The organism is Pseudomonas sp. PS01303, from assembly GCF_029959385.1.
Lineage (GTDB): Bacteria > Pseudomonadota > Gammaproteobacteria > Pseudomonadales > Pseudomonadaceae > Aquipseudomonas > Aquipseudomonas rustica.
Genome location: NZ_JASCPK010000002.1, coordinates 179,561 through 199,928 on the forward strand (window position 1 = coordinate 179,561; position 20,368 = coordinate 199,928).

At 58.1% G+C, this 20,368-nt stretch carries 17 protein-coding genes; 3 read left to right on the forward strand and 14 right to left on the reverse strand.

Annotated elements, in window-relative coordinates; genetic code table 11:
- Positions 1-43: 43 nt before the first annotated feature.
- A complete protein-coding gene (locus QMX93_RS01710) occupies positions 44-2,305 on the forward strand; it encodes a CocE/NonD family hydrolase (RefSeq protein ID WP_282351936.1) in 2,262 nt (753 codons plus the stop codon).
- Between the two features lie 74 nt (positions 2,306-2,379).
- On the opposite strand, the gene QMX93_RS01715 is transcribed toward QMX93_RS01710, so the two are convergent.
- On the reverse strand, positions 2,380-3,024 hold the full coding sequence (locus tag QMX93_RS01715; protein WP_282351938.1) for a TetR family transcriptional regulator: 645 nt from the start codon (positions 3,022-3,024) through the stop codon (positions 2,380-2,382).
- A gap of 164 nt (positions 3,025-3,188) precedes the next feature.
- Between QMX93_RS01715 and QMX93_RS01720 the strand changes: the two genes are divergently transcribed.
- Positions 3,189-5,543 (forward strand): CocE/NonD family hydrolase, encoded by a 2,355-nt coding sequence (locus QMX93_RS01720; protein WP_282351940.1) that lies wholly within the window; start codon positions 3,189-3,191, stop codon positions 5,541-5,543.
- Between the two features lie 24 nt (positions 5,544-5,567).
- Positions 5,568-6,122 (forward strand): nuclear transport factor 2 family protein, encoded by a 555-nt coding sequence (locus QMX93_RS01725; protein WP_282351942.1) that lies wholly within the window; start codon positions 5,568-5,570, stop codon positions 6,120-6,122.
- Positions 6,123-6,180: 58 nt separating this feature from the next.
- On the opposite strand, the gene QMX93_RS01730 is transcribed toward QMX93_RS01725, so the two are convergent.
- The 13 genes from QMX93_RS01730 to QMX93_RS01790 form a co-directional block, all read right to left on the reverse strand.
- Entirely contained in the window at positions 6,181-7,155 is a 975-nt protein-coding gene (locus tag QMX93_RS01730) for a LysR family transcriptional regulator (RefSeq protein WP_282351943.1), read from the reverse strand.
- On the reverse strand, positions 7,148-8,128 hold the full coding sequence (locus QMX93_RS01735) for a LysR family transcriptional regulator (RefSeq protein ID WP_282351945.1): 981 nt from the start codon (positions 8,126-8,128) through the stop codon (positions 7,148-7,150). Before QMX93_RS01735 ends, QMX93_RS01730 begins: the two co-directional genes overlap by 8 nt.
- A 218-nt stretch (positions 8,129-8,346) precedes the next feature.
- A complete protein-coding gene (locus tag QMX93_RS01740) occupies positions 8,347-9,090 on the reverse strand; it encodes an SDR family NAD(P)-dependent oxidoreductase (RefSeq protein ID WP_282351947.1) in 744 nt (247 codons plus the stop codon).
- 56 nt (positions 9,091-9,146) lie between these two features.
- The gene (locus QMX93_RS01745; RefSeq protein WP_282351949.1) at positions 9,147-9,938 is read right to left on the reverse strand and encodes an SDR family oxidoreductase; all 792 of its coding nucleotides are present in this window, start codon (positions 9,936-9,938) and stop codon (positions 9,147-9,149) included.
- A gap of 71 nt (positions 9,939-10,009) precedes the next feature.
- Entirely contained in the window at positions 10,010-10,885 is an 876-nt protein-coding gene (locus QMX93_RS01750) for an SMP-30/gluconolactonase/LRE family protein (RefSeq protein ID WP_212551028.1), read from the reverse strand.
- Positions 10,886-10,960: 75 nt separating this feature from the next.
- Positions 10,961-11,452, reverse strand: coding sequence for a VOC family protein (locus tag QMX93_RS01755; RefSeq protein ID WP_282351957.1), 492 nt, complete (start codon positions 11,450-11,452; stop codon positions 10,961-10,963).
- 19 nt (positions 11,453-11,471) lie between these two features.
- Positions 11,472-11,828: a DUF4286 family protein gene (locus QMX93_RS01760; protein WP_017337777.1), complete on the reverse strand. Its 357-nt coding sequence runs from the start codon at positions 11,826-11,828 to the stop codon at positions 11,472-11,474.
- Between the two features lie 124 nt (positions 11,829-11,952).
- Entirely contained in the window at positions 11,953-12,477 is a 525-nt protein-coding gene (locus QMX93_RS01765) for a nuclear transport factor 2 family protein (RefSeq protein WP_017337776.1), read from the reverse strand.
- A gap of 45 nt (positions 12,478-12,522) precedes the next feature.
- A complete protein-coding gene (locus QMX93_RS01770; protein ID WP_134421495.1) occupies positions 12,523-12,996 on the reverse strand; it encodes a VOC family protein in 474 nt (157 codons plus the stop codon).
- Positions 12,997-13,039: 43 nt separating this feature from the next.
- Positions 13,040-15,514, reverse strand: coding sequence for an MMPL family transporter (locus QMX93_RS01775; protein WP_282351975.1), 2,475 nt, complete (start codon positions 15,512-15,514; stop codon positions 13,040-13,042).
- Positions 15,515-15,564: 50 nt separating this feature from the next.
- Positions 15,565-16,677 carry a YCF48-related protein gene (locus QMX93_RS01780; protein WP_282351977.1) on the reverse strand — a complete coding sequence of 371 codons (1,113 nt, stop codon included), beginning with the start codon at positions 16,675-16,677 and terminating at the stop codon, positions 15,565-15,567.
- A 44-nt stretch (positions 16,678-16,721) separates the two neighbouring features.
- The gene (locus QMX93_RS01785; protein WP_282351979.1) at positions 16,722-18,086 is read right to left on the reverse strand and encodes a DUF1329 domain-containing protein; all 1,365 of its coding nucleotides are present in this window, start codon (positions 18,084-18,086) and stop codon (positions 16,722-16,724) included.
- Positions 18,087-18,098: 12 nt separating this feature from the next.
- Positions 18,099-19,742: a DUF1302 family protein gene (locus tag QMX93_RS01790; RefSeq protein ID WP_212551024.1), complete on the reverse strand. Its 1,644-nt coding sequence runs from the start codon at positions 19,740-19,742 to the stop codon at positions 18,099-18,101.
- Positions 19,743-20,368 lie beyond the last annotated feature (626 nt).

The following is a 20,368-nucleotide window of genomic DNA, read 5'->3' on the forward strand; positions in this document are numbered from 1 at the left end:
TACTGGAATCGATCCCATAATCAAGAACAATAAGGAATCCAGCATGAGTCTGTCTCCTGCACCTGCACTGAGCCCCGTATTGACAGGTATTTTTGCCGGCCCGATCGCCGGACTCAAATATCAGACCCCCACCCTATCCGGCGTGACCTCCGACAGTGGTGAATTCCACTACCGCGCCGGCGAAGCCATCAGCTTCGCTGTCGGCGGTATCGTGTTGGGCGCCATGCAGGCCGCACCACGCCTGAATCTGGCGCAACTGGCCAATCGTGTCGACGGCAAGATCGATAAGCTGCTCGATCCTTCGGTCACCAACCTAGCCCGTTTCGTGCATACCCTGGATCAACAAGGCAGCATCGAGTCAGGCGTAAAAATTGCGCCGGTTGTGCATGAGCTGATTGGCGCTAAGCCGATCAATTTCAGCCCACCGGTGATGCCGATGGGCCAAGGCGGCGTGGTCGATTTTGCCAACGATCCGAACCTGCTGCAGATTCTCGAAACACTCAACGCTACGCCCGGTGTGTTCACAGACAAAACGCCGCGTACACTGTGCGATGCCGCCACCAGCCGTAACGAATTGCGCCGCAATATTCGCGGCATCATCAAGATGACAGATGTGCGCATTCCCTTGCGCGACGGTTCATACGTTTGCGCCGACGTCTTCCGGCCTGCCGAGTCGGGTAAATATCCGATCGTCATGAGCAAGGGCTTTTACGGCAAGAGCTTTTATCACGACTGCATTTGCAACGAGGCCGACGTTCTGCGCAAGGAGCAGATGGAGGATCGTTATTTTTCCGGCAATCCGGATGGCGCCCAGTACGAAAATCACGAGACCGTCGACACCTCGGTGTGGGTTCCTGAAGGCTATGTGTGCATCCGCGTCGACGCGCGTGGCGTGTGCAAAAGCCCGGGCCTGCAAGCGCCCTTCAGCGTTCAGGAAGCCGAAGATTATTACGACGCCATCGAATGGGCAGGCACTCAGCCTTGGTCCAATGGCAACGTCGGTTTGTGGGGCATGTCGTACCTGGCGATGGCCCAGCACAGTGTGGCCAGCCTGCAACCTTCGCACCTCAAGGCGATGATTGCGCAAGGCACCGACGCGGATATCTACAACGAAGCCCTGTACGGCGGTGGCATCTTCGGCTCCGGCTTCTGGAACTGGTGGTGGAAGATCTGGTCCGGCAACAACCACTGTGGCGAACGTCCGGAAACCGACTGGATGGCCCGCGTGCTGGCGACGCCGTTCAACGACATCAACGCCTATGGCCCGCGCGGCAGCATCTTCATGCGTCCGGACATGAGCAAAGCCACTGCCCCGGTGTGGATCGTCGGCCCGCAAGTCGGTGCGATCATTCACCAACTCGGCAGCAGCGAAACTTACATCCGTTCCACCGCTGCCAAAGCGCGCAAATTCGATTTCGCAGATGCCTGGTTCCCGGACTCCTACAGCAACAAATCGATCGCCGAACACATGCGCTATTTCGATTACTGGCTCAAGGGCATCGACAACGGCGTGATGGATGAAGCGCCGGTGCGAGTGCAGGTGCGAACAGGCAGCGGAGCTCACTTCGTCCTGCATGAAAACGAGTGGCCGATAGCGCGTACAGAATACCGTCGCTGGTACCTCGATGCTCGCCCTTCAGACTGGCAAAACGACGGTCGTCGTCCCAATGCGCTGCGCATCACCGAGTCACTGCCCACCGAACAAAGCCGCGCCGAATACGATGCGCACCTTGATCTGGGCACGCCAACCCTCGCACCGGCAGGCTCCAGTGACGGCACGCCACGCTGGTCGACCGGCATCTCGTTTGTCAGCGAGCCGATGAGCGAAGACATGACCCTCGCCGGCTACATGAAGGTCGGGTTGTGGGTGGAATCGACCAGCGAAGATATGGACGTATTTGTCTCGCTGCGGGTTCTTGATGAGCAGGATCGCGAAATCCGTTACGAATCCGTGGTGCTGCCGGTGGATCCGGTGCACATCCATCCGGTCGGGCATGGCTTGTTGAAAGTGTCCCGCCGTGCGCTGGATGCCGAACGCACTACCGAATATTGGCCGGTGCACACCCACCTGGAGAAAGACTGCGCGCCGCTGCAGCGAGGAGACATCGTGCCGGTTGAAATCGGTCTGAACCCGAGCACCGCGAGGATCCGCAAAGGCTGCCGTTTGCTGGTGGATATCCAGCCTTATGCGCCGGCCGGCGTACCGGTTCGTGCCTATGACAAGAGCTACCACGTCGATGCCGTGAACCGCATTTACACTGGGCCGGAGTACCCGAGTTTCCTGCAACTGCCGATCGTTCCCTGACCGGTCAAGCGTTGTAGCCTTGAACGGAACCATGGTGTTCACCTGACGTAATGAGGTGAACACCATGCCCCCAATCAATCAGTGGCGATTGCACACTTTGGCGGTGGCAGCAGCGTGTGCTGAATCGCCGGGGCAACCGCCGCCACCAGCGTCTCCCGATCGGTCGCGGCAAGAATCGGCACGCCGATGATTTGTCGTCCGGTCACTATTCCCACCAACATGGACAACGCCAGGCCTGCGCGCAGGCGCGCGTCTTGACCAAGCGATTCGCCTGCGCCTGCAATCAATCGCGACTCAATGTAGTCGCGTAGTTGATGACGCGCCTGCTCGTTGACCATCGCATTTCTGAGCATCGCCATCAGCGGTTCCGACTCTTCTGGCGCTCCCTCCCACGCCTGGAGAAACGCGCGAACCACGCGCTCCCCAAGATGCTCGTCGGTGCCAGCGAAAACGGCGCCGAGCTTTTCCAGAGCCGATTCCGGAATATTCATCACCGCCGCAAACAGCTCGTCTTTTGAACGGAAAAACTGCATGACCATGGACACGTCAACGCCGGCATCGGCGGCCACGCGGCGCATCGTGGTCGCACCGAAACCGTCGCTGGCAAAACACGCGCGTGCCGCTTCAAGCACCGTTTGGCGGCTGTTGCCCGAGCCAGGACGCCGCCCGGTTTTGATTTCTCGGGCATCCGCTGTGGTGAGTTCTTCATTGATTTTCATGGCGCCGATATTTCCCTGTGCGTGGTCATTTTTCTTTGTTCAGTGTGTCGAGATACATGCTATACATAAAAACTCAACACGTGTTGAGTTAATCAAAAATCAGACCTACACTCGCGCCGCTGCACTGCGCAAATCCAAGATCTGCACTACAAGAGGACCTCTTCATGAGCGATACCCTGCAGACTTTTACCCACGCCACAGCGTTGTTTGCTGGCGATAGCGGACACGATGCCTGCACGCTGCATACCGGTGTGTTTTCCGGTCCGGTTGCCGGGCTCAGATATCAGACTTTTACCCTTAACGGGATGACGAACGAATACGGTGAGTTCCACTACCGCAAGGGCGAGCGGGTTGCCTTTCTGGTGGGCAACACACCGATCGGTTCCGCACTCGGCGCACCCCGACTCAATCTGGCAGACATCGTCAGCCGCGTGGACGGCAACATCAACAAGTTGCTCGACGCTGGACTGACAAACATTGCACGCTTCCTCTGCTCGCTCGACCGCGATGGAAACCTGGACGGTGGCATCTGCATCGACCCGGCAGCACACGAAATTATCGGCCAGTATCGCCTCAATTTCCGCCACGATATTTCCTTTGCCGGCCTCGCGCTGAACCCGGTGCTTGAGTTCGAACAGGATCCTTTGATCGCATCGGTGCTCGCCGAGCTTTCGGCCGCCGGCGTCTTTACCGATCGCACACCGCGCCAGCTCTGCCATGCGGCGACGGCACGCAATGAAGTCCGGCGAAACATACTCGGTATTCTGCGTTTCAAGGACGTCAGAATCCCCCTGAAAAACGGCCTGCACGTGTACGCGGACGTGTTCCGTCCGGCCAAGCCTGGCCGCTTCCCGGTCATCATGAACTGCGGCCCTTATGGTCGGGCGTTCTACCATCACTCGATTGCCGACGACGCCGATTTTGTCGCCCACGAGGACATGGAGGAGCGCTATTTCCACGGCAATGCCGAAGGGCAAGTGTTTGAGAATCACGAAACAGCCAACTCGGTGGATTGGGTGCCGCATGATTATGTGCTGGTGCGTGTGGATGGCCCGGGCTCAGGCAAAAACCCGGGAACACTGGCGCCATTTGGCATAGAAACCGCCGAAGCCTTTCGCGATGCGATTGACTGGGCCGGAATACAGAATTGGTCAAACGGTAATGTCGGGCTGTGGGGGATGTCGTACTACGCGATGAGCCAGCACGCAGCGGCAAGCCTAGAGCCGCAACATCTGAAAGCAATGATCGCCATCGGCACCGATGTTGATCTGTACGACGAGGTCGCCTATACCGGCGGCATCCTCAACGAGGAGTTCTTCAGCCACTGGTACAAGGCCGGCGTGCTGGCCGCGGTGTGTGGCGAGCCCAATGCAGTCGACTTTATCGGCATGCTCAAGCAGGCCACGTTCAAGGACTCGGATACCGCCAAGGCGTTCGGCCCACGCTCGACGATTTTGATGAACCCGGACATGAGCAAGGTGAAGGTGCCGCTATGGGCCATCGCCTGCACAACGCACATGGCGCACTTCCATCAGCTCGGCAGCAGCGAGGCTTATCTGGCCACGAACACGGCGTCGAAGAAGATCGATTTCTGGGAAGACTGGTTCACCAAAGCCTATTCGCGCACCGCGATCGCCGATCATCGGGCTTTTTTTGACCATTGGTTGAAAGGCATCGACAACGGCATCATGGACACCCCGCCGGTGCGTCTTGAGATTCGAAGTGGCAATGGCGCCTCCTATATTCAGGAAGAACAAGAATGGCCAATCGCAAGAACGAACTATCCGCAATGGTTCTTCGACGCCACGCCATTAGACTGGCAAGGCGACGAGCACCGCGACAACTTTCTGCGTCTGTCGTTGACCCCTCCGGTCGTCAGCGGGCAGGCAGATTATTCCGCGCAAATTCCTCTTGAACTGCGCACGGGCATCCCGCCGTGCTTTCTTCCCGTCAAACCCCCTTCAGTACTGGAAATATGGAAAACCGGGATTTCGTTCATCAGTGATCCCGTGACGCAAGACATGGTGTTCGCGGGGTATGGAAAAGCGCGGCTGTGGGTGTCTTCCACCAGCGAGGACATGGACATCTTCGTGAGCCTGCGTGTACTCGATGAAAACGGCCTGGAAGTCGACTACGCCGGCCCGACCACAATGGGCATGAACGTGCCCAACTATCCCTTGGCCAAGGGCTGGTTGAAGGCGTCGCATCGCCAAGTGGATGCATCTCGCACGACCGAGTACACGGTCAAGCACACACACCTCAAAGCCGACCATGCACCGCTCGAAAGCGATGAAGTGGTGATGGTGGAAATCGAGATCATTCCCAACACAGCGTTGATCCGCAAGGGTTACCGGCTGCGTGTGGACATACAGCCTTTCGACGGCGTCGATCATGGCCCCCGGCACGGATATGACAGTGCCTGCCACGACGGCGCGCGCAATACGGTCTACACCGGGCCGGATCGCCAGGGTTTTATTCAGCTTCCGATTGTTCCAGCGAAAGCACCATTACACCTCTAACAACAATGAGTACAGGAGATAACCATGACGCTCGAAGAACTTGCCGCGCGCACCGAAATTCACGATGTCCTGCTGCGCTATTGCCGTGGCCTCGACCGGATTGACATGTCACTGGTGCGTGGCGCTTTCCATAAAGACGCCTACATCCACTTTCCCGAAAGCCTTCATGTCGGCGGCACCGAGGGATTCTTTCAGTTCCTGACTGACGAAATGCCACGGTTCAACCGTACTCAGCATTTCCTCGGAAATAGCCTGGTCGAATTCGACGGCCCCGAGATTGCGTTCGTTGAAACCTACCTACAGGCTGACCACGCCGCTTCAGAGCGTCATCACTGGAACGGCGATACGGTTAAATTATGGGCGCGCTATTTTGATCGATTTGAACGTCGTGACGGTGTTTGGCTGATTGCCGAGCGGCGTCTTATGGTCGACTTGATGTACCGCTATCCCAAGGGAAACTGGTTCGACGATCATCCAGACGCTTCCGGCAGTCCGCGTGACGGCACCGATCGGGTATTGCGCAAGGTGGCCGGTTATTCGGGCACCCCGATCGGGCAAAAATCACTCGCAGACGCTTGATCGACGAACTCCAGAGGGGCAATGCCCCTCTGCACCCTCCCCCGTAAAACCGCCGCGATTATTGCAACCTGCGAACGGCCGGCTGGTTGCCAAACCGGAAACGGCTGAGCAACTGAATGTGCTCCTGAGTCACCTGTTGGATTGCACTGATCGCCGCCATCATCAGCGCTGAAGGCGTTGGCCGCGCCGGTTGCACCAACAGCAGCTCCAGCGTCAGGCCGGCACCAGCAAAGGGGTTGATCCTGAAGTCCCGCTCTGCGGGTTCAACACTGAAATCGTGAACGAATAACAGGCCTGGAAGAATCGCCATCCACTCGCTCTGCCTGATCAGGTCGAGCGTGGCCAGCACCGCATCGAGTTGGTAACAGGGGCCCGGCCCCGAAAGAGCTTCCAGTTGTGATCCGATCCACTGCGCATACTCGCGACTGTCAGGGGCCAACAGCTTGAACCCCGTCAGCTCGTCGAGCTCAATCAGTTCGCCATGCTCGAAGCCACTGTCATGGGTAATTGACGAAACCAGAAACGCAGGCGTGGCGGCAAATACTGTCGTGGACAGATCCGCCGGTGGCTGCGAAATCGATGGAATGATCGCAAAGTCGAGTTCGCCGGCCCGCACCATGTCGATCAGCATATTGCTGGGGGCGTCGATCACCGCGATTGACGCGTTAGGGTTCTGCGACATCAGGCGCAAATAGGCCGGCGCGAGCTGATAAGTCGCCAGTGTCGGCGTTACCCCGAAACGAACTTCGCCGGCCAGGCCCTGCTCGAAGGTGTCCAGCGCCTGCAGTGCCCTGGAATTGGCTGCCACCACCTCCAGGCAATGCTGGTAAAACGAGGTGCCTGCTGCGGTAGGTTCTACGCCTTTCTGTCGGTCAAACAGCTGCACGCCAAGCATTTCTTCGATCTGTTTGATGTGCTGGGAAATGCCTGACTGAGTGGCGAACTCACGTGCCGCCGCCGCGGTGAACGATCGAGTCTCGTACACCGCCACGAACATTTGCATCTCCCGCAGACCGGGTAGCGAGTCATTCATGGCGCGATATCTCATTGAAGTCTGCGTTTGACGACTGCTCGCCATGGGCGATACGGATCGGTATCGCGTTGATGTCTTCGGTGGCCTTCTTCAAAAACCCGATGAAGTTCTGGGCAATCGTCGACAAGGGTTTGCGCGCCGGCTCTACCAGCAGCATTTCGTTCCAGAGAATTGGATCGGCCAGCGGGTTAAGCGTGAAGCGCTTGCGCCGCAGATCGTCGGCGATAAACAGCCCGGAAATAATCGCCGCCCAGTGGCTGGAGCGCACCAGATCCATGGCGCCCAGCATGGACTCGAACCAGTTGAGGCGCTGCACGACTTGCACCTTGTGATCGATCAGGTACTGCTCCAGCAGCGGTCGTCGCCCGATCGGCAGCACCAGATGCAAATCCTTGATGTCGCTCAGGCGCACCGGTTCGCAGTGCGGTAAACCTGAATCAGGTGAGGACACCAGAAACGCCGGTGTTCTCGTGAACAACGATGTACTCAACCCGACCGCCCCGCCACCGCCGTCGTAAGACATGCGTTGGGTGATGGCGAAATCCAGCATGCCACGGCGTACTGCGGTCGCAATCACGCTGCCTGCGCCTTCGGTAAGGTGCACGGAAACGTTGGGGTAAGCGGCTTCAAAAGCCAGCAGTGCGCGGCTGAATACCGAACGCGTCATGGTCGGAATCATGCCTATGCGCAGCGAACCGTCCGACGGCTCTGCGCGATGACCGACCGCGTTGCAGGCGCTTTCGTGCTGACGCAGCAACTGCACACATTGTTGGTAATAGGCATGCCCGGCGGGCGTGGGAATAATCGTGCGATCGCGGGCGAACAGGCGCACGCCCAATTGATTTTCCAACTGCCGAACGTGCGCAGACACGCCGGACTGTCCCAGCCCTTCGCGGCTGGCAGCGACAGTGAAGGAGCCTTCCTCGTACACGGCAACAAACATGCGGATGTGCATCAACTTGGGGAGCATCATGCGCGAAATCGTCTCTTATTATTGCTTGCTGAACACCGTCAGCAATTTATAGGTGGCTCGTACTCTATCCATATCGGGAATGGCTTGCCAGCCCTGATCCAACCTCGATTAACGGGCGCAAAATCACCGGTTGTGGACAGGCGAAAGAAGGGATTAACGAGGATGACGACGGCAAGACTGCGCTTGCCGATCGCCCATCAACCGGAGGGTGACGCGGCTCAGCAGGTTTTCATCATGCCGCCATCGACAGCCAGCACCTGTCCCGTCACGAACTGTGCGTCCTCGCTGGTCAAAAACAGCATCGGCCCGACAATATCGTTGGGCACCGCCATTCTCTTGAAGGCCTGTAAATTGACGATGCTATCGCGTACGACGTCGGGTATATGGCTGGTGCCCGGTGTCGCGGTCAGTGCGGGCGCGAGCGTATTGACGGTAATGAAGTCCTTGCCCAGATCATTCGCCAGTCCTCGGGTGAAGCCAATGATGCCCATCTTGCTTGCCATGTAATGGCTGACGCCAACGGCGTTGGTGACGATCGATGTCGAAGACACGTTGACGATGCGCCCCCAGCCATTAGTGCGCATCATCGGTACGAAGACTTTTGCGCTCAAAAACATACTGTCCAGATTGATTTCAAAGGTGCGTCGCCAGGTTTTGAAGTCCAGCGCATCGAAGTGCACATTGGGGTAGATCCCGGCGTTGTTGACCAGAATGTCGCAGCGACCGTAGTGGTTTTTGACGACCTCGCCGGCAGCGATCCAGTCGGTTTCCTGGCTGACATCACAATGAATGGCAATGGCTTGGCCGCCCGCCTCCTCAATCAGCTCGCAGGTTTGCGAAAGATCGGCGATGTCCAGCAGGGCCAGAGCGGCGCCTCGTTGTGCCAGTTGAATCGCCAGTTCCTGGCCAATGCCCTTGGCGGCGCCCGAAACAACGGCAACGCGATTTTTATGGGTTTGCATGGTTTTTTCACCTCAAGCATCTCGGGATTCATTGCAAAATGGCCAGCGTAAATTGCTCACTCTTCTGATTTCCAGATGATGCTGGACATTCCACCGTCTACCGCTATATCGGTTCCAGTGATATACGACGCTCTGTCGGATGCAAGAAACAGAGCGGCTTCAACAATCTCCTCAGCTCGGGCCGGGCGGCCCAGTGCCGCGTGTTTCCACAGTTGTCGCGCTGTCGGTAAGCCGTATTCATCAAGCGCTGGAGAGGGCTGCGCGTCTGGATTAGCAATCAGCCCTGGACTGATACTTACCGAACGTATGCCGTATGGTGCGCCTTGGGCGGCAAGCATACGCGTAAGTGCGTGTACGCCTGCATTAGCCACACCGTGCGCAACTGCAGGAAAACCGGATAGCTCAAGATGGCCGGCAATCGACGCCACGTTGACTATTACTCCTTTTTGCTGTTTCAGCATTTGCGGCCAAACCGCGCGAGCTGCCACGTAGGCGATCGTCAACTCGTTGCGAATGGTGTAATTCCAATGCTCAATCGAGGCATCTTCAAAAGCGGCAATGCTGACACCTGCGGCATTGTTATAGAGGACATCGATTCGCCCCCAGCGCGATATGGCTTCATCTATCCATCGTTGTGCATCAATGGGGCTGGCCAGATCGAGAGGTTCCAGCGAAAAAAAATCTCCACCCTCCTCTCTCACCAGTCTGCAGGTTTCTTCAGATCGCTGGATTGCGACATCGCAGCCAAGTACTTTCGCGCCTTCTCTGGCAAACATTTGGGCAGCTATCCGCCCCATACGCCCGCCGGTTCCTGAAATCAGTACGACTTTGTCTTTGAACTCAGGCATCGCAACGATCCTGTAACGGTGGAAATTTCAATTTCGAAGCAGCTCCGAAATCGCGTTCGACGGACTCGTATTCAGCCACCAAAACGCGGCTCTGGCAGCCCTTGCACACCCAAACCACGAACCGCGAAAAGACTCCCGCGCATCACGTTGTCACCCGGATAGCGCGGCAACGGTGGCTTGGCCATCGAAGTGACAAATAACGTGTCCATGTCAGGCCCGCCGAAGTTGACGCTGGTGACCTTCTTCACCGGCATTTCGATAACCCGATCGAGGCTGCCGTCCGGCGCAAAGCGGCACAGCTTGCCGGCGTAGACCTGAGCATTCCAGAGGTAGCCTTCGGCATCGACCGTGGAGCCGTCGGTGGTCGTCGTTTCGGTGAAGCCTGCTTTGGTGAACGTGCGACGGTTGGCGATGCCACCAGTTTCGAGGTCGTAGTCATACGCCCAGATTTCACCGGAAAAAGTATCGGAGAAATAGAACGTCGACCCGTCGGGGCTCCAGCACGGCCCGTTGGAAATCGCAAAACCTGAGTCGAGCGTATGCACCGACAGATCCGGGTCGATGCGAAACAGCGTGCCATCAGCGAAGCCCTCGCGGGTGTCCATGCTGCCGACGATGAAACGCCCACGGGCGTCGACCTTGCCGTCATTCAAGCGGTTATGCGGCTTGTCAGCCTCGGGATTGACGATCAGCTCGGTCTCGCCCGTGTCGAAGTCGAGGAAGTGAAACCCCGAACCCAGCGCCACAATGGCACCGCCATTACGACGCAGCGCCATCGAACCGATGGTGTCGGGCATTTCCCACGTACGCACCTCGCGCCCGTCAGCGGTGCAGCGATAAACGCGACCGCCGACGACGTCGATCCAGTACAGGCGCTGCTCCTGCACATCCCATACAGGGCCCTCACCGATGGTGGTTTTTACGTCCACCAGAACATCGATCTGCATGTTATCTCCTGGATTTTCCTGAACTGGAATGAGGCGATCCGACCCAAGCTGAACCGCGATATTGAACGGAGCTGCTTAGGCTTTTGGCGGTTCGGCAATTGTGATGAACACGCCGTAAGGGTCTTTGAAGCTGAACCAGGTCATGGTCAGGTTTTGCCCAGGCTTGCGGATGATGATGTCTTTGGGCTCGCAAACCACGTCGACACCTTCGTACGCGCTGATCTTTTCAAAAGCTTCGCGAGTGTTTTCAACCAGCAGTGCAAGACGGGTAATCCCGACCTGATTCATCAAGTCATACGGGCCATCGCCGATGATCGTTGCCGGTTTGGTGTACTCGATCAGGTTGATTTCGGTGGCGTGCTTGGCATCGGCGCCTGCGGTGAGGATGTGATGGGCGTAAATGCTGATCTCATCTTCGGCGAAACCCAGCAGCGGGCCATCCGCTTCATCGGTTCTGGTTTCGAAGGTCGAAACAAAACCCAGTACATCGCGGTAGAACTTGAGGGCCTGATCAACGTCCGGGACGGTGATGCAAACGTGAAGCAGTTTTTTAACCAGTGCGTTCATGACTTTTACCGCCCTTTAATTAGCCGTTCCAGGTGTTAGTGAGGTCGTAACGCGTTGCCCATTGGACGTCATACACCTTGTCGCCCCAGGTCTTTGTCTTGTCTTCACCGGCTTCAATGCGCGACGGGCTCTTCATCCAGTCTTCGAATTTTTCCTGGCTGTCGAATTCATAAATCGTCAGGTACGTCGGGCACGGCTGGGTGGTTACGCCGACGTGATAGGTCTCCTCGGCCAGTTTGAAGCGGCTGACTTTTCTCACGCAGTCGCCCTGCATCAACATCGGTACATGCACGTCGTCGTACCAAACATTGAACTTGTCTTCGTCTTCCGCTGAGCAATTGATGCCCACTGTCCAGATAACGCTCTGGTCATTCATGGTTAAGTTTCCAATATAAAAAGTTGCTCTTCGCCAGAGCCCCACAGTGGAATTTCGGGCAATAGAAACCCCAGACCACTTCCGTCAAACAATCGGAAGTGGATCCGTCGTTGCTATTAACTGATTACTTTTTGGCGATGGCTTCGAAGAACCGGACCTTGCCTTCTTCGCGATGACTGCGCAGCGTGTGGGTGGTCATCACTGGATGCTGTTCATACGCGGGTTCAGGCACATTCGGGTTGCCTGTCCAGGAAATCAGTCGGCACACGCGATTGCTGATGCGCCAGCCCTTATCGGTGCGCACCAGAATATCGTCGTACCAGCCACGGCCAACCCAGTCAGGGCCACCCACTGCCGAATCACGGGACAGCAGCCAGTCACCGTAGGTCAGCGCGTAGGCCGTATCGCCCTCCACGTGTACGCAGGAACCGGTCATGGTGTGCATGTGATTGGTCAGTGTTTCGTGGAAGTCCTTGAAGGCGAACTTCAGCGCACCGACCGACTTCCAGACCGCGCCGGCCGGCCCGAAATCAGCGTGGGCATCCTCGGTAAACACCTCGTCCAGCAAGTCCCAGGCGTGAGCGTCCAACGCGACGCCATACAGGTTGATGACATCAATAATTTCGGACTTGTCTTGTGTGACACTCATTTAAATTCTCCGATTTTTCCGAGTAATAAATTCTACAAACACGGGTTACTTGCAGTACTCAATCACTTCCAGAACGTTGTCGAACGGGTCTTTAAACGTCAGGATCTTGAATTTGCCGCCGGTTGGCGCGATCACCACTTGTGGCTCGCACAGGAAAACGATGTCGCCGCGCGCCTTGAGCTTCTCATGAATGGCATCGGTGTCGTCTACACCAAACGCCATACGGTTAATGCCAGCGTGGTTCAGCGGCGCGGAAGCGTTTTTGTTGACCACGGTTTTTGGCTCGACGAACTCGATCAGGTCGATAACGGTGGCGTTGTCCTTGTCTTTGCCGACGAGGTGGTCGGCATGGATTTCAATGATCTGGTTCGGGAAACCAAGGATTTCACCGGGCGCCCTTTCGTGGCGCAATTTGCCGATGGACTCAAGGCCGAGCACGCCACAGTAGAACTCAAGTGCAGCATCGATATCAGCGACGGTGATGCACACGTGAAACAGGCGATTGATATAGCGATCCATGGTGTTTCCTTATTTTAGGTGGTGTGAAAAACAGGTTGATGGGTTACGGCAGGCATCTTTCGAATACCGGCTTCTCGGGTTTGGTTGCGGATAAGGGTGCTGAGGCCGCTGGCGGCGGTGCTTGTTCGGTGACCTCGACGACGGCTCCGACGCGTGCGCCGGGCAGCAGAAACCGCGCCAGTGCCGGGATCAGTACTAGGGCGCCGAGCATGTTCCACAAGAACATGAACGCCAGCAGCAGACCCATGTCGGCTTGGAACTTGATGCTGGAGAAATGCCAGGTCGCGACCGCCGCCGCCAGGGTGATACCGGTCAGCAACACCACTCGGCCGGTGAACTGCAGCGCCGTGGCATAGGCTTGTTTCAACGTGGCACCGGCACGCATTTGCGCAAGCGTTACGCTCAATACGTACAGCGCGTAATCCACGCCGATGCCGACGCCAAGGGCGATCACCGGCAAGGTCGCCACCTTGACGCCCATGCCCAGCGCGACCATCAAGGCTTCGGCCAGAATCGAGGTGAGCATCAGCGGCAGCATCGCCACCAGCACCGCTCGCCATGAGCGGAACGTCACAAAGCACAGCAGCGCCACTGCCCCGTAAACCATGAACAACATCTGGTACCAGGCCTTGTGAACCACGATGTTGGTGGTCGCGTCGATCCCGGCGGAACCGGCCGCCAACAGGAAGGTGGCGTCCTTGTCATTGTTTTTGGCGGCAAAGCGCTCGACCAGATCGACCACTTGCTGCAAGGTCTCGGCGCGGTGATCACGCAGGTAGGCGTACACCGTCAACAGGTTGCATTCTTCGTTGTACAGTTCACGTGGCGCCCGGGCGGTGATGGTGTTGAGCATGCTTTGATTGCTCGACAGGTCGTACCACAGCGGACTGCCCTCGTTCATGCCGACCATCAGGCGCCGTTGCAGCCGCGCAATCGACTGCGTGGATTCGACGCCGGGCAGATCCATCAACGCCCATTCCAGTTGGTCGACCCGACGCAATACGTCGTACTGGCTGCAGTTGCCTTCGGATGTCTTGACCATGATCGCGAAGAGATCATTGCTCGCGCCGTAGTTTGTAGTCAGGTAGCTGACGTCGCGGTTGTAGCGCGAGTCGGCTTGCAGCTCCGGAGCGCCAGGGTCGAGATCGCCCACCTTCAGTTGCGTGCCGACGGCAACGCCGACCACCGCAAGCACCAGCGCCGTGACGATCGCCGCCGTGGCACGACGGCCTTCGGTGAAACGCACCAGCCAGATAAAGAACGCACTGCTCTCCCCGGCGGCGGTTGCCGATTCCCGGCGCACGGCGCGCTCGGCGGCTTTACGGCTGACACCGACGTAGCTCAACAACACCGGCAGCAGGATCAGATTGGAAATCACCAGCACCAGCACGCCGAGGCTGGCGGCGATGGCCAGTTCGCGGATCACCGGAATGTCGATCATCAGCAGCACCGCGAAGCCGACGGCGTCCGCCAACAGTGCAGTCAGGCCCGCGAGGAACAGGCGGCGAAAGGTGAAACGTGCCGCGACGTAACGGTGTGTGCCCCGACCGATGTCCTGCAGGATGCCGTTCATTTTCTGCGCGCCATGGCTGATACCGATGGCAAAGATCAGAAATGGCACCAGCATCGAATACGGGTTCAGCGAGTAACCCAGCAGCGGCAGCAGGCCCAGTTGCCAGAGCACGCCGGTCACCGAGGTGATCACCACCAGCGCGGTGCTGATCACGTCACGGTTGTACAGAAAAACCATTGCCGCACAGATGATCAGTGCGATGAAGAAGAAGCCGATCACCTCCTGCATGCCATCCATGAGGTCGCCGGACAGCTTGGCAAACCCGGTGATGTGAATGGCCACCTCGTCACTGCTGTACTTGGCGCGCAACTGCTCAAGCTGCTTGGACAGCGCCGCGTAGTCCAGCGGTTTGCCGGCCGCGTCATGTTCCAGCAGCGGCACCTGAATCACCGTCGAGCCGCCGTTGACCGCGACCAACTGGCCGATTTCGCCCGAGCGCTGCACGTTCATGCGCAACTCTTCGATTTTGGCTGGCGAGCCGTCGTAGTGCGCAGGGATCACCTGACCACCGTCCAGTCCGTCTTCGGTCACCGCGGTCCAGCGTACGTTTGGCGTCCACAGCGATTTCATGAACGCGCGATCCACGCCTTGCAAGGTGAATACGTCATCGTTGATCTGGCGCAGCGTTTCCAGATAACGCGCGTTGTAGATGTCACCTTTGCGTGCCTCCACGGCGATGCGCACCGAGTTACCCAGGCCCGTCAGCTCTTTTTTGTGTTCCAGATAATTGGTGATGTACGGGTGGCCGGTCGGAATGGTCTTTTCGAAGCTGGCATTGAGCTTCAGGCTCAGCGCGCTGAAGCCCAGCAGGACGGTGACCAGCACGCACAAACACAGCACCAGGATGCGGTGGTTGAACACGGCGCGTTCGAGCACATTGCCCGAGCGCGGATCAAAGTCTTCGAGCCGGCAAGCGCCGGTCTCAGCAAGTTTCACTGTGGTCATGTCATTGAACTCTTATAAGGCGCGTCGAGTGAGCGTTCAGGCGGATGTCGTCAACCAAGCCGGGAGACTCCACCCATGCTGGTGGCCACCAACCCTCCGTCTGCAGCTTCGACCAGCGAGGTCAGCGGCACGCGTCGCGGCAGTTGCTGTTCGGCGAAATGGACACCACCGTCGCGACTGGCAAGCACTCGCCCACCCTGCGCCAACAGCATCACCCGACCATCGCGCAGCTCAACGCTTGAAAGAATCGTCAACGGCGCCGCCAGCTCGATGGCGTTCACGGTTGGACTGCCCGAGTCGATGCGACACGCAGCGCCCAACAGCCCGGCAAAGACAAAACTTCCACCGCGCGTGGCTGTTGCGGTGAACAGAGTGCGTTCGGAAGGTGCCGTCAAGGCCGTGAAGCTAGAGCCATCGTCGTCGCTGCGCATCAGCACGCCCTGCTCGCCCGCCACCACCCAGGTCTTGGCATGGTGGGCAACCACATACAGATGCATGCTCATGGGATTGACCAGACGCTCGCGACAAGGCGTCCAGGTTTTACCACCGTCATCGGTGCTGGCGGCGAGGCCGAAGGCGCCCACCACCATCCCGTGCAATGCGTCGGCAAAACAGATCGACAGCAGCGGTTTGTCTGCACCGTCATCCACCAGACGCTGAGCCTGCTGGACGCGGTGTTCGCGATCGGCATCGGTATCGGGCAACGCCTGCGCCTGAACGAGACTGGCCTGTGCCAGGGCGATTCCATCGGTCTGAATGGACCAATTCTCACCACCGTCAGAGGTATGCAACACAACGCCACTGTGGCCAGCGATCCAGCCCTGACGGGCATCGACAAAACTCGCTGATGTCAGCGTCACACTGACCGGTACGCGGGCCTGGCGCCAATGCCGGCCGCCGTCGTCGGACAGCACGACCATGCCGCGTTCGCCCAACGCCACCAAACGCTCACCGGCCACCACCACGCGGGTCAGCACTGCCTGTGCTGCCCGTGGGGTCATGGTCGCCGGTTGGCCGAGCAGCCCAGGCATGGCTGCCGAAGCGAACGCTACCGTGGTAGAGGCCAGAGTCGGGGCCAACAACACTTGCAAACCCAGGCCCAACCCCACCAGCAACAGCCCGCGACGGGATACGTCGACGCCTTCATTGTTATTGTTATTCATACCGGTCATCTCATCAGGTTCATCGTTCAAGCCAAATACAGTCTTTAGCGCACGCCCTCTCCAGACAGGGACTCAGGCGTGAAGATGCGGTCTGGCAACGTGGCCTTCAGGTCGACTTGTTTGTCACGCGGGAAATAGGCCGAGGCGAAGTAGCCGCCGCCGATCAGGTCGTACGACATATAGCCTGCGACGATGGTGCCGGGACCTGCCGGGAACACGGTTGGCAAGTTGTACGTCACTTTCCACAGTTGCCCCTGGGCGTCCCAACGTTCGCCGGCGACAGCGATCCAGGTGTCTTCATCCAGATACACGCGCAGACGCGGAATCACGTGGCGCTGACCGGCCTTGAGCGTGCCCTCCACCACCCACACCCGATGCTGCTCGAAGCGCACGAAGTCCGGGTTGACGGTCTTTTCAGACATGAGCTTTTCCAGCGACGGCGCCTGGTGATAGCTGTTGGTGTTGTACGGCACGTACATTTCTTTCTTGCCGACCAGCTTCCAGTCGTAACGTCCGATGGACGAGGAATACACCTCGACTTCGTCGAAATTGAGGATGCCGCCCGCCACCGGGTTCGGTACATCGCAGCAGGTCAGCGGCAGACGACGGACGCGACGCTGGCCGGTCAGGTAGACCCAGGTTTTAGACTCGATGTCGTTGATGTTGACGCGTTGCAGCAGGATCTCGCCGGCACGGATCGGCGGGCCGGACGTGTCGACGCGACGCACGACAATGTTGGAGCCGGCGGCCTGCCATTTCTCCAGGTTGCTGTTCTGGTCGTAGTAAGGGAACGAGCTCTTGGCGACGTTCTGCGAGACCGGAATCACTTTGCCTTCTGGCGTTACGCGAGCCAGGCTAGGCGTGGTCTGGTAGCTGGGGGTTGTCCATCGCAACAGGTGGTTCCAGATCGCCTCTTCCCCGTTTTTCGGAATCGGGAACGGGATGCCGCCGTAGGTGCCTTTCGGGAACGGACCGAGTTCGCCAGATGGATCCATTGTCGCTCGAGTGGCGTTGGCTAAGGTGTTGTCGTATACCCACTGCGGCGCCGCTGCGGTGCGCCGGGTTGGGAACACCTGAACATTGAAGCTCGGAAACTTCTTCAACAGGCCCAAGGTGCCTTCGGTCAACTTGTCTTTGTACTGATCGGCATTCTGCGCCGTGATAGTCAGCAGAGGCTTATCCTTGAACAGATCCGGAATCGCCGCTGAGTTGTACGAGTTGTCGACCGGATACCCCCCCTCCCAAGGCGGAATCGTCCCGTCCTTGTTGCCGGCACGCTCGGCGCCCAGAGGCGTCAGTGTGGTCTTTAGCTTGGCGGCTTCGTCTGCCGAAACAGCGGCCTGGACAACCGGTGCCGTCAGTACGGCGCACGTCAGAGCCAGCAAGGTCATGCGATTGAACATGGTCATTATTGTTTTCCCTTAGAAGGTGCGACGCAGCGAGACTGAGACGAAATCACGATCTTTCAAGGTCTGCGCGAAGGTGTACGTGCCGTTGACGCTCGGGTCGCTCGAGGCATACGTGGCGGTGTTTGCGCCGCCGTAGTAATGGGTGTACGCCATCGTGAAATCCCACACGGTCAGATAGTTACCGGCCAGCGTGAAGGTCATGTCGCCGCCATCGTCTGGCCCCATGATCGCCACCGGGGATTTGCCATTGTTGTAGCCAACGGTGAAGGAAGGCGTGAGGTCGAGGCCGTCCATGACGTTGCGCTGCGGTATCGCGTACAAGGCCCGCACCGCAGCAGCGCGTCGATCCAGATCCGGATCCATGGCCGAGCAATTACTGGTGCAACTGGTCAGTTGGTTGTAGGCCACTTCCATGCTGAATGAAGGTTCGTCGGACATGAAGTTGCGCGGCATAGTCCAGATCATCGACACGTTGGCATGCGCCGAATTACCGATGGCATAAAACGCGTGGTTGTTGTTGTCCGCCTCTTGGGCTCCAACCTCCACCGGCAGGCTGGTCAACGGCGTGTCGCGACGTACGGAGATCTCTCCGGCGTAGTTGATCGTATCCACTGTCGTGGTGGCACTGATACCGAACGCCTTAATGTCCTCGGGGTACACCCATTGGTATGTTCCGAACCCGGCACCTGTGACAGGGGTGCGTCCTGCGTGTGAATAAAGCACAGGCGTTTTGGCGTGGTAGCGGATCGCGTAGGCACCCAGTTCCCAGTCGCCCAATTGCGTGCGCAGTCCAAGACCGAACTGGCCGCTATCCTTAGCCTTGATGTCAGCACCGCGCGACAAACCGATTCCCGGTAAACCTGGTGCGAAACGAATTCGTTCGCCGCCATCGGCGATGAAGTCGTTGACCGAGAAGTAGCTACCTGCGGCCGGCAAGCGAGTAGCTTCCCAGTCGTATTGGTAGTAACCCATCAGGGTCAGCGCTGGGGAAAACTGGATCTGCCCGGAAAACTGGCCCACCGGCCTGATGATTTCTTTGGTGGTCGATCCAGGTACCGAGGAAGCCTTGACCGCGTCCACCGGAGACTGGGTACCGGCAATGGCATTGGCGCCGAAGAACAGACTCTCGCCCCACAGCACGGTGTGTTGGCCCAAACGGCCACTGACTCGCGCGTCTCCGACGTCAGCACCACCAAAAACGAAGGCATCGAGAATCTCGGCCTGACGACCGTGCAGATCGCGGGTGTCGTGGGTGAAATGGTCACTGGGCACCGACAACGAGTTGTTGGTCGCTGGCGAGTTGTTATCGTTTTTCTGGTTATAGACGTCGTCGTACCAGGCCGCGCCGCTCACGCGCAGGCCGTAATCGTCGTGAATCACCAGATCCATCTCGGACAGCACATCGAGACGGTTGGAAATCAGCCGGCCTTTCTTGAAGTTACGGTCGCCATCGTCAGCGTTGAGCGCCGCCGGTCCCTTGCCGCCACCCGGCGTGGCAGGAACGTTTTGGGTCAGCGTGTCATCCTGATCCTTGAGACGCATACCGGCAGAGTATTTGAACGTGTTGTCCCAGCGCAGTTTGATGTCAGGGTTACCCACATCAATCGGTGCGGCCAGCGTCGAGCCTGCCGCCATCAGGCTGGTGGCAACCAGCATGGAGCGAAGACTCTGGCGATACAAAACGTCGTGCGGCACTGCAAATCTTATTTTTATTATTTGCATTTTTGCTACCTAGAGGGATTGTGTGACGCATGAACTCCGGTTGCTGATCTGCCCGATTACATGAACGTTGGCCAGTCACAGCGACCCACAAGAAAAACCTCCCATGAAGTTGTGGTACCGGTTGAATTCATGCACGGACGAATCATGTGCAGGCAACACAGAGTCTTGGTTTGAGATAGTTTTATTGTCCTCAACCCTGACTGTGTATCTGTGTTGGCCCGAGTATATGCAGGCCCTTTTCGGCCTGAACAATGATAAAACCCGCTACACCGCAGCCAGAAAACTGATGGTGCAATGAAGGCGCGGATTCTTTGGGGGAAGGCGCAAAGAGGCACGGCTGCGAGCGCCGAAAAGGCTTGCAGACAAGGGGGAAAGACGCAGGAAATCTGATCGGGATCTGGCAGGACTGGCAGAGATGGCAGAGATGGCAGAGATGGCAGGGAAGAAATTGTGGCGAGGGGATTTATCCCCGATGGGCTGCGAAGCAGACCCAAACCCTGCCAATGCGATGTCTCTGAAAAACTGCGGTGGCTGATTCAGGGCTGCTTCGCAGCCCATCG

Excerpts from the sequence above, each read along its gene's own strand:
- QMX93_RS01715 (WP_282351938.1), bottom strand. The coding sequence starts at position 3,024 with ATGAAAATCAATGAAGAACTCACCACAGCGGATGCCCGAGAAATCAAA.
- QMX93_RS01745 (WP_282351949.1), bottom strand. The coding sequence starts at position 9,938 with ATGCCTGAGTTCAAAGACAAAGTCGTACTGATTTCAGGAACCGGCGGG.
- QMX93_RS01780 (WP_282351977.1), bottom strand. The coding sequence starts at position 16,677 with ATGAATAACAATAACAATGAAGGCGTCGACGTATCCCGTCGCGGGCTG.
- QMX93_RS01760 (WP_017337777.1), bottom strand. The coding sequence starts at position 11,828 with ATGAATGACCAGAGCGTTATCTGGACAGTGGGCATCAATTGCTCAGCG.
- QMX93_RS01775 (WP_282351975.1), bottom strand. The coding sequence starts at position 15,514 with ATGACCACAGTGAAACTTGCTGAGACCGGCGCTTGCCGGCTCGAAGAC.
- QMX93_RS01750 (WP_212551028.1), bottom strand. The coding sequence starts at position 10,885 with ATGCAGATCGATGTTCTGGTGGACGTAAAAACCACCATCGGTGAGGGC.
- QMX93_RS01720 (WP_282351940.1), top strand. The coding sequence starts at position 3,189 with ATGAGCGATACCCTGCAGACTTTTACCCACGCCACAGCGTTGTTTGCT.
- QMX93_RS01740 (WP_282351947.1), bottom strand. The coding sequence starts at position 9,090 with ATGCAAACCCATAAAAATCGCGTTGCCGTTGTTTCGGGCGCCGCCAAG.
- QMX93_RS01785 (WP_282351979.1), bottom strand. The coding sequence starts at position 18,086 with ATGACCATGTTCAATCGCATGACCTTGCTGGCTCTGACGTGCGCCGTA.
- QMX93_RS01730 (WP_282351943.1), bottom strand. The coding sequence starts at position 7,155 with ATGAATGACTCGCTACCCGGTCTGCGGGAGATGCAAATGTTCGTGGCG.
- QMX93_RS01770 (WP_134421495.1), bottom strand. The coding sequence starts at position 12,996 with ATGGATCGCTATATCAATCGCCTGTTTCACGTGTGCATCACCGTCGCT.
- QMX93_RS01790 (WP_212551024.1), bottom strand. The coding sequence starts at position 19,742 with ATGCTGGTTGCCACCAGCCTGATGGCGGCAGGCTCGACGCTGGCCGCA.
- QMX93_RS01725 (WP_282351942.1), top strand. The coding sequence starts at position 5,568 with ATGACGCTCGAAGAACTTGCCGCGCGCACCGAAATTCACGATGTCCTG.
- QMX93_RS01710 (WP_282351936.1), top strand. The coding sequence starts at position 44 with ATGAGTCTGTCTCCTGCACCTGCACTGAGCCCCGTATTGACAGGTATT.
- QMX93_RS01755 (WP_282351957.1), bottom strand. The coding sequence starts at position 11,452 with ATGAACGCACTGGTTAAAAAACTGCTTCACGTTTGCATCACCGTCCCG.
- QMX93_RS01765 (WP_017337776.1), bottom strand. The coding sequence starts at position 12,477 with ATGAGTGTCACACAAGACAAGTCCGAAATTATTGATGTCATCAACCTG.
- QMX93_RS01735 (WP_282351945.1), bottom strand. The coding sequence starts at position 8,128 with ATGATGCTCCCCAAGTTGATGCACATCCGCATGTTTGTTGCCGTGTAC.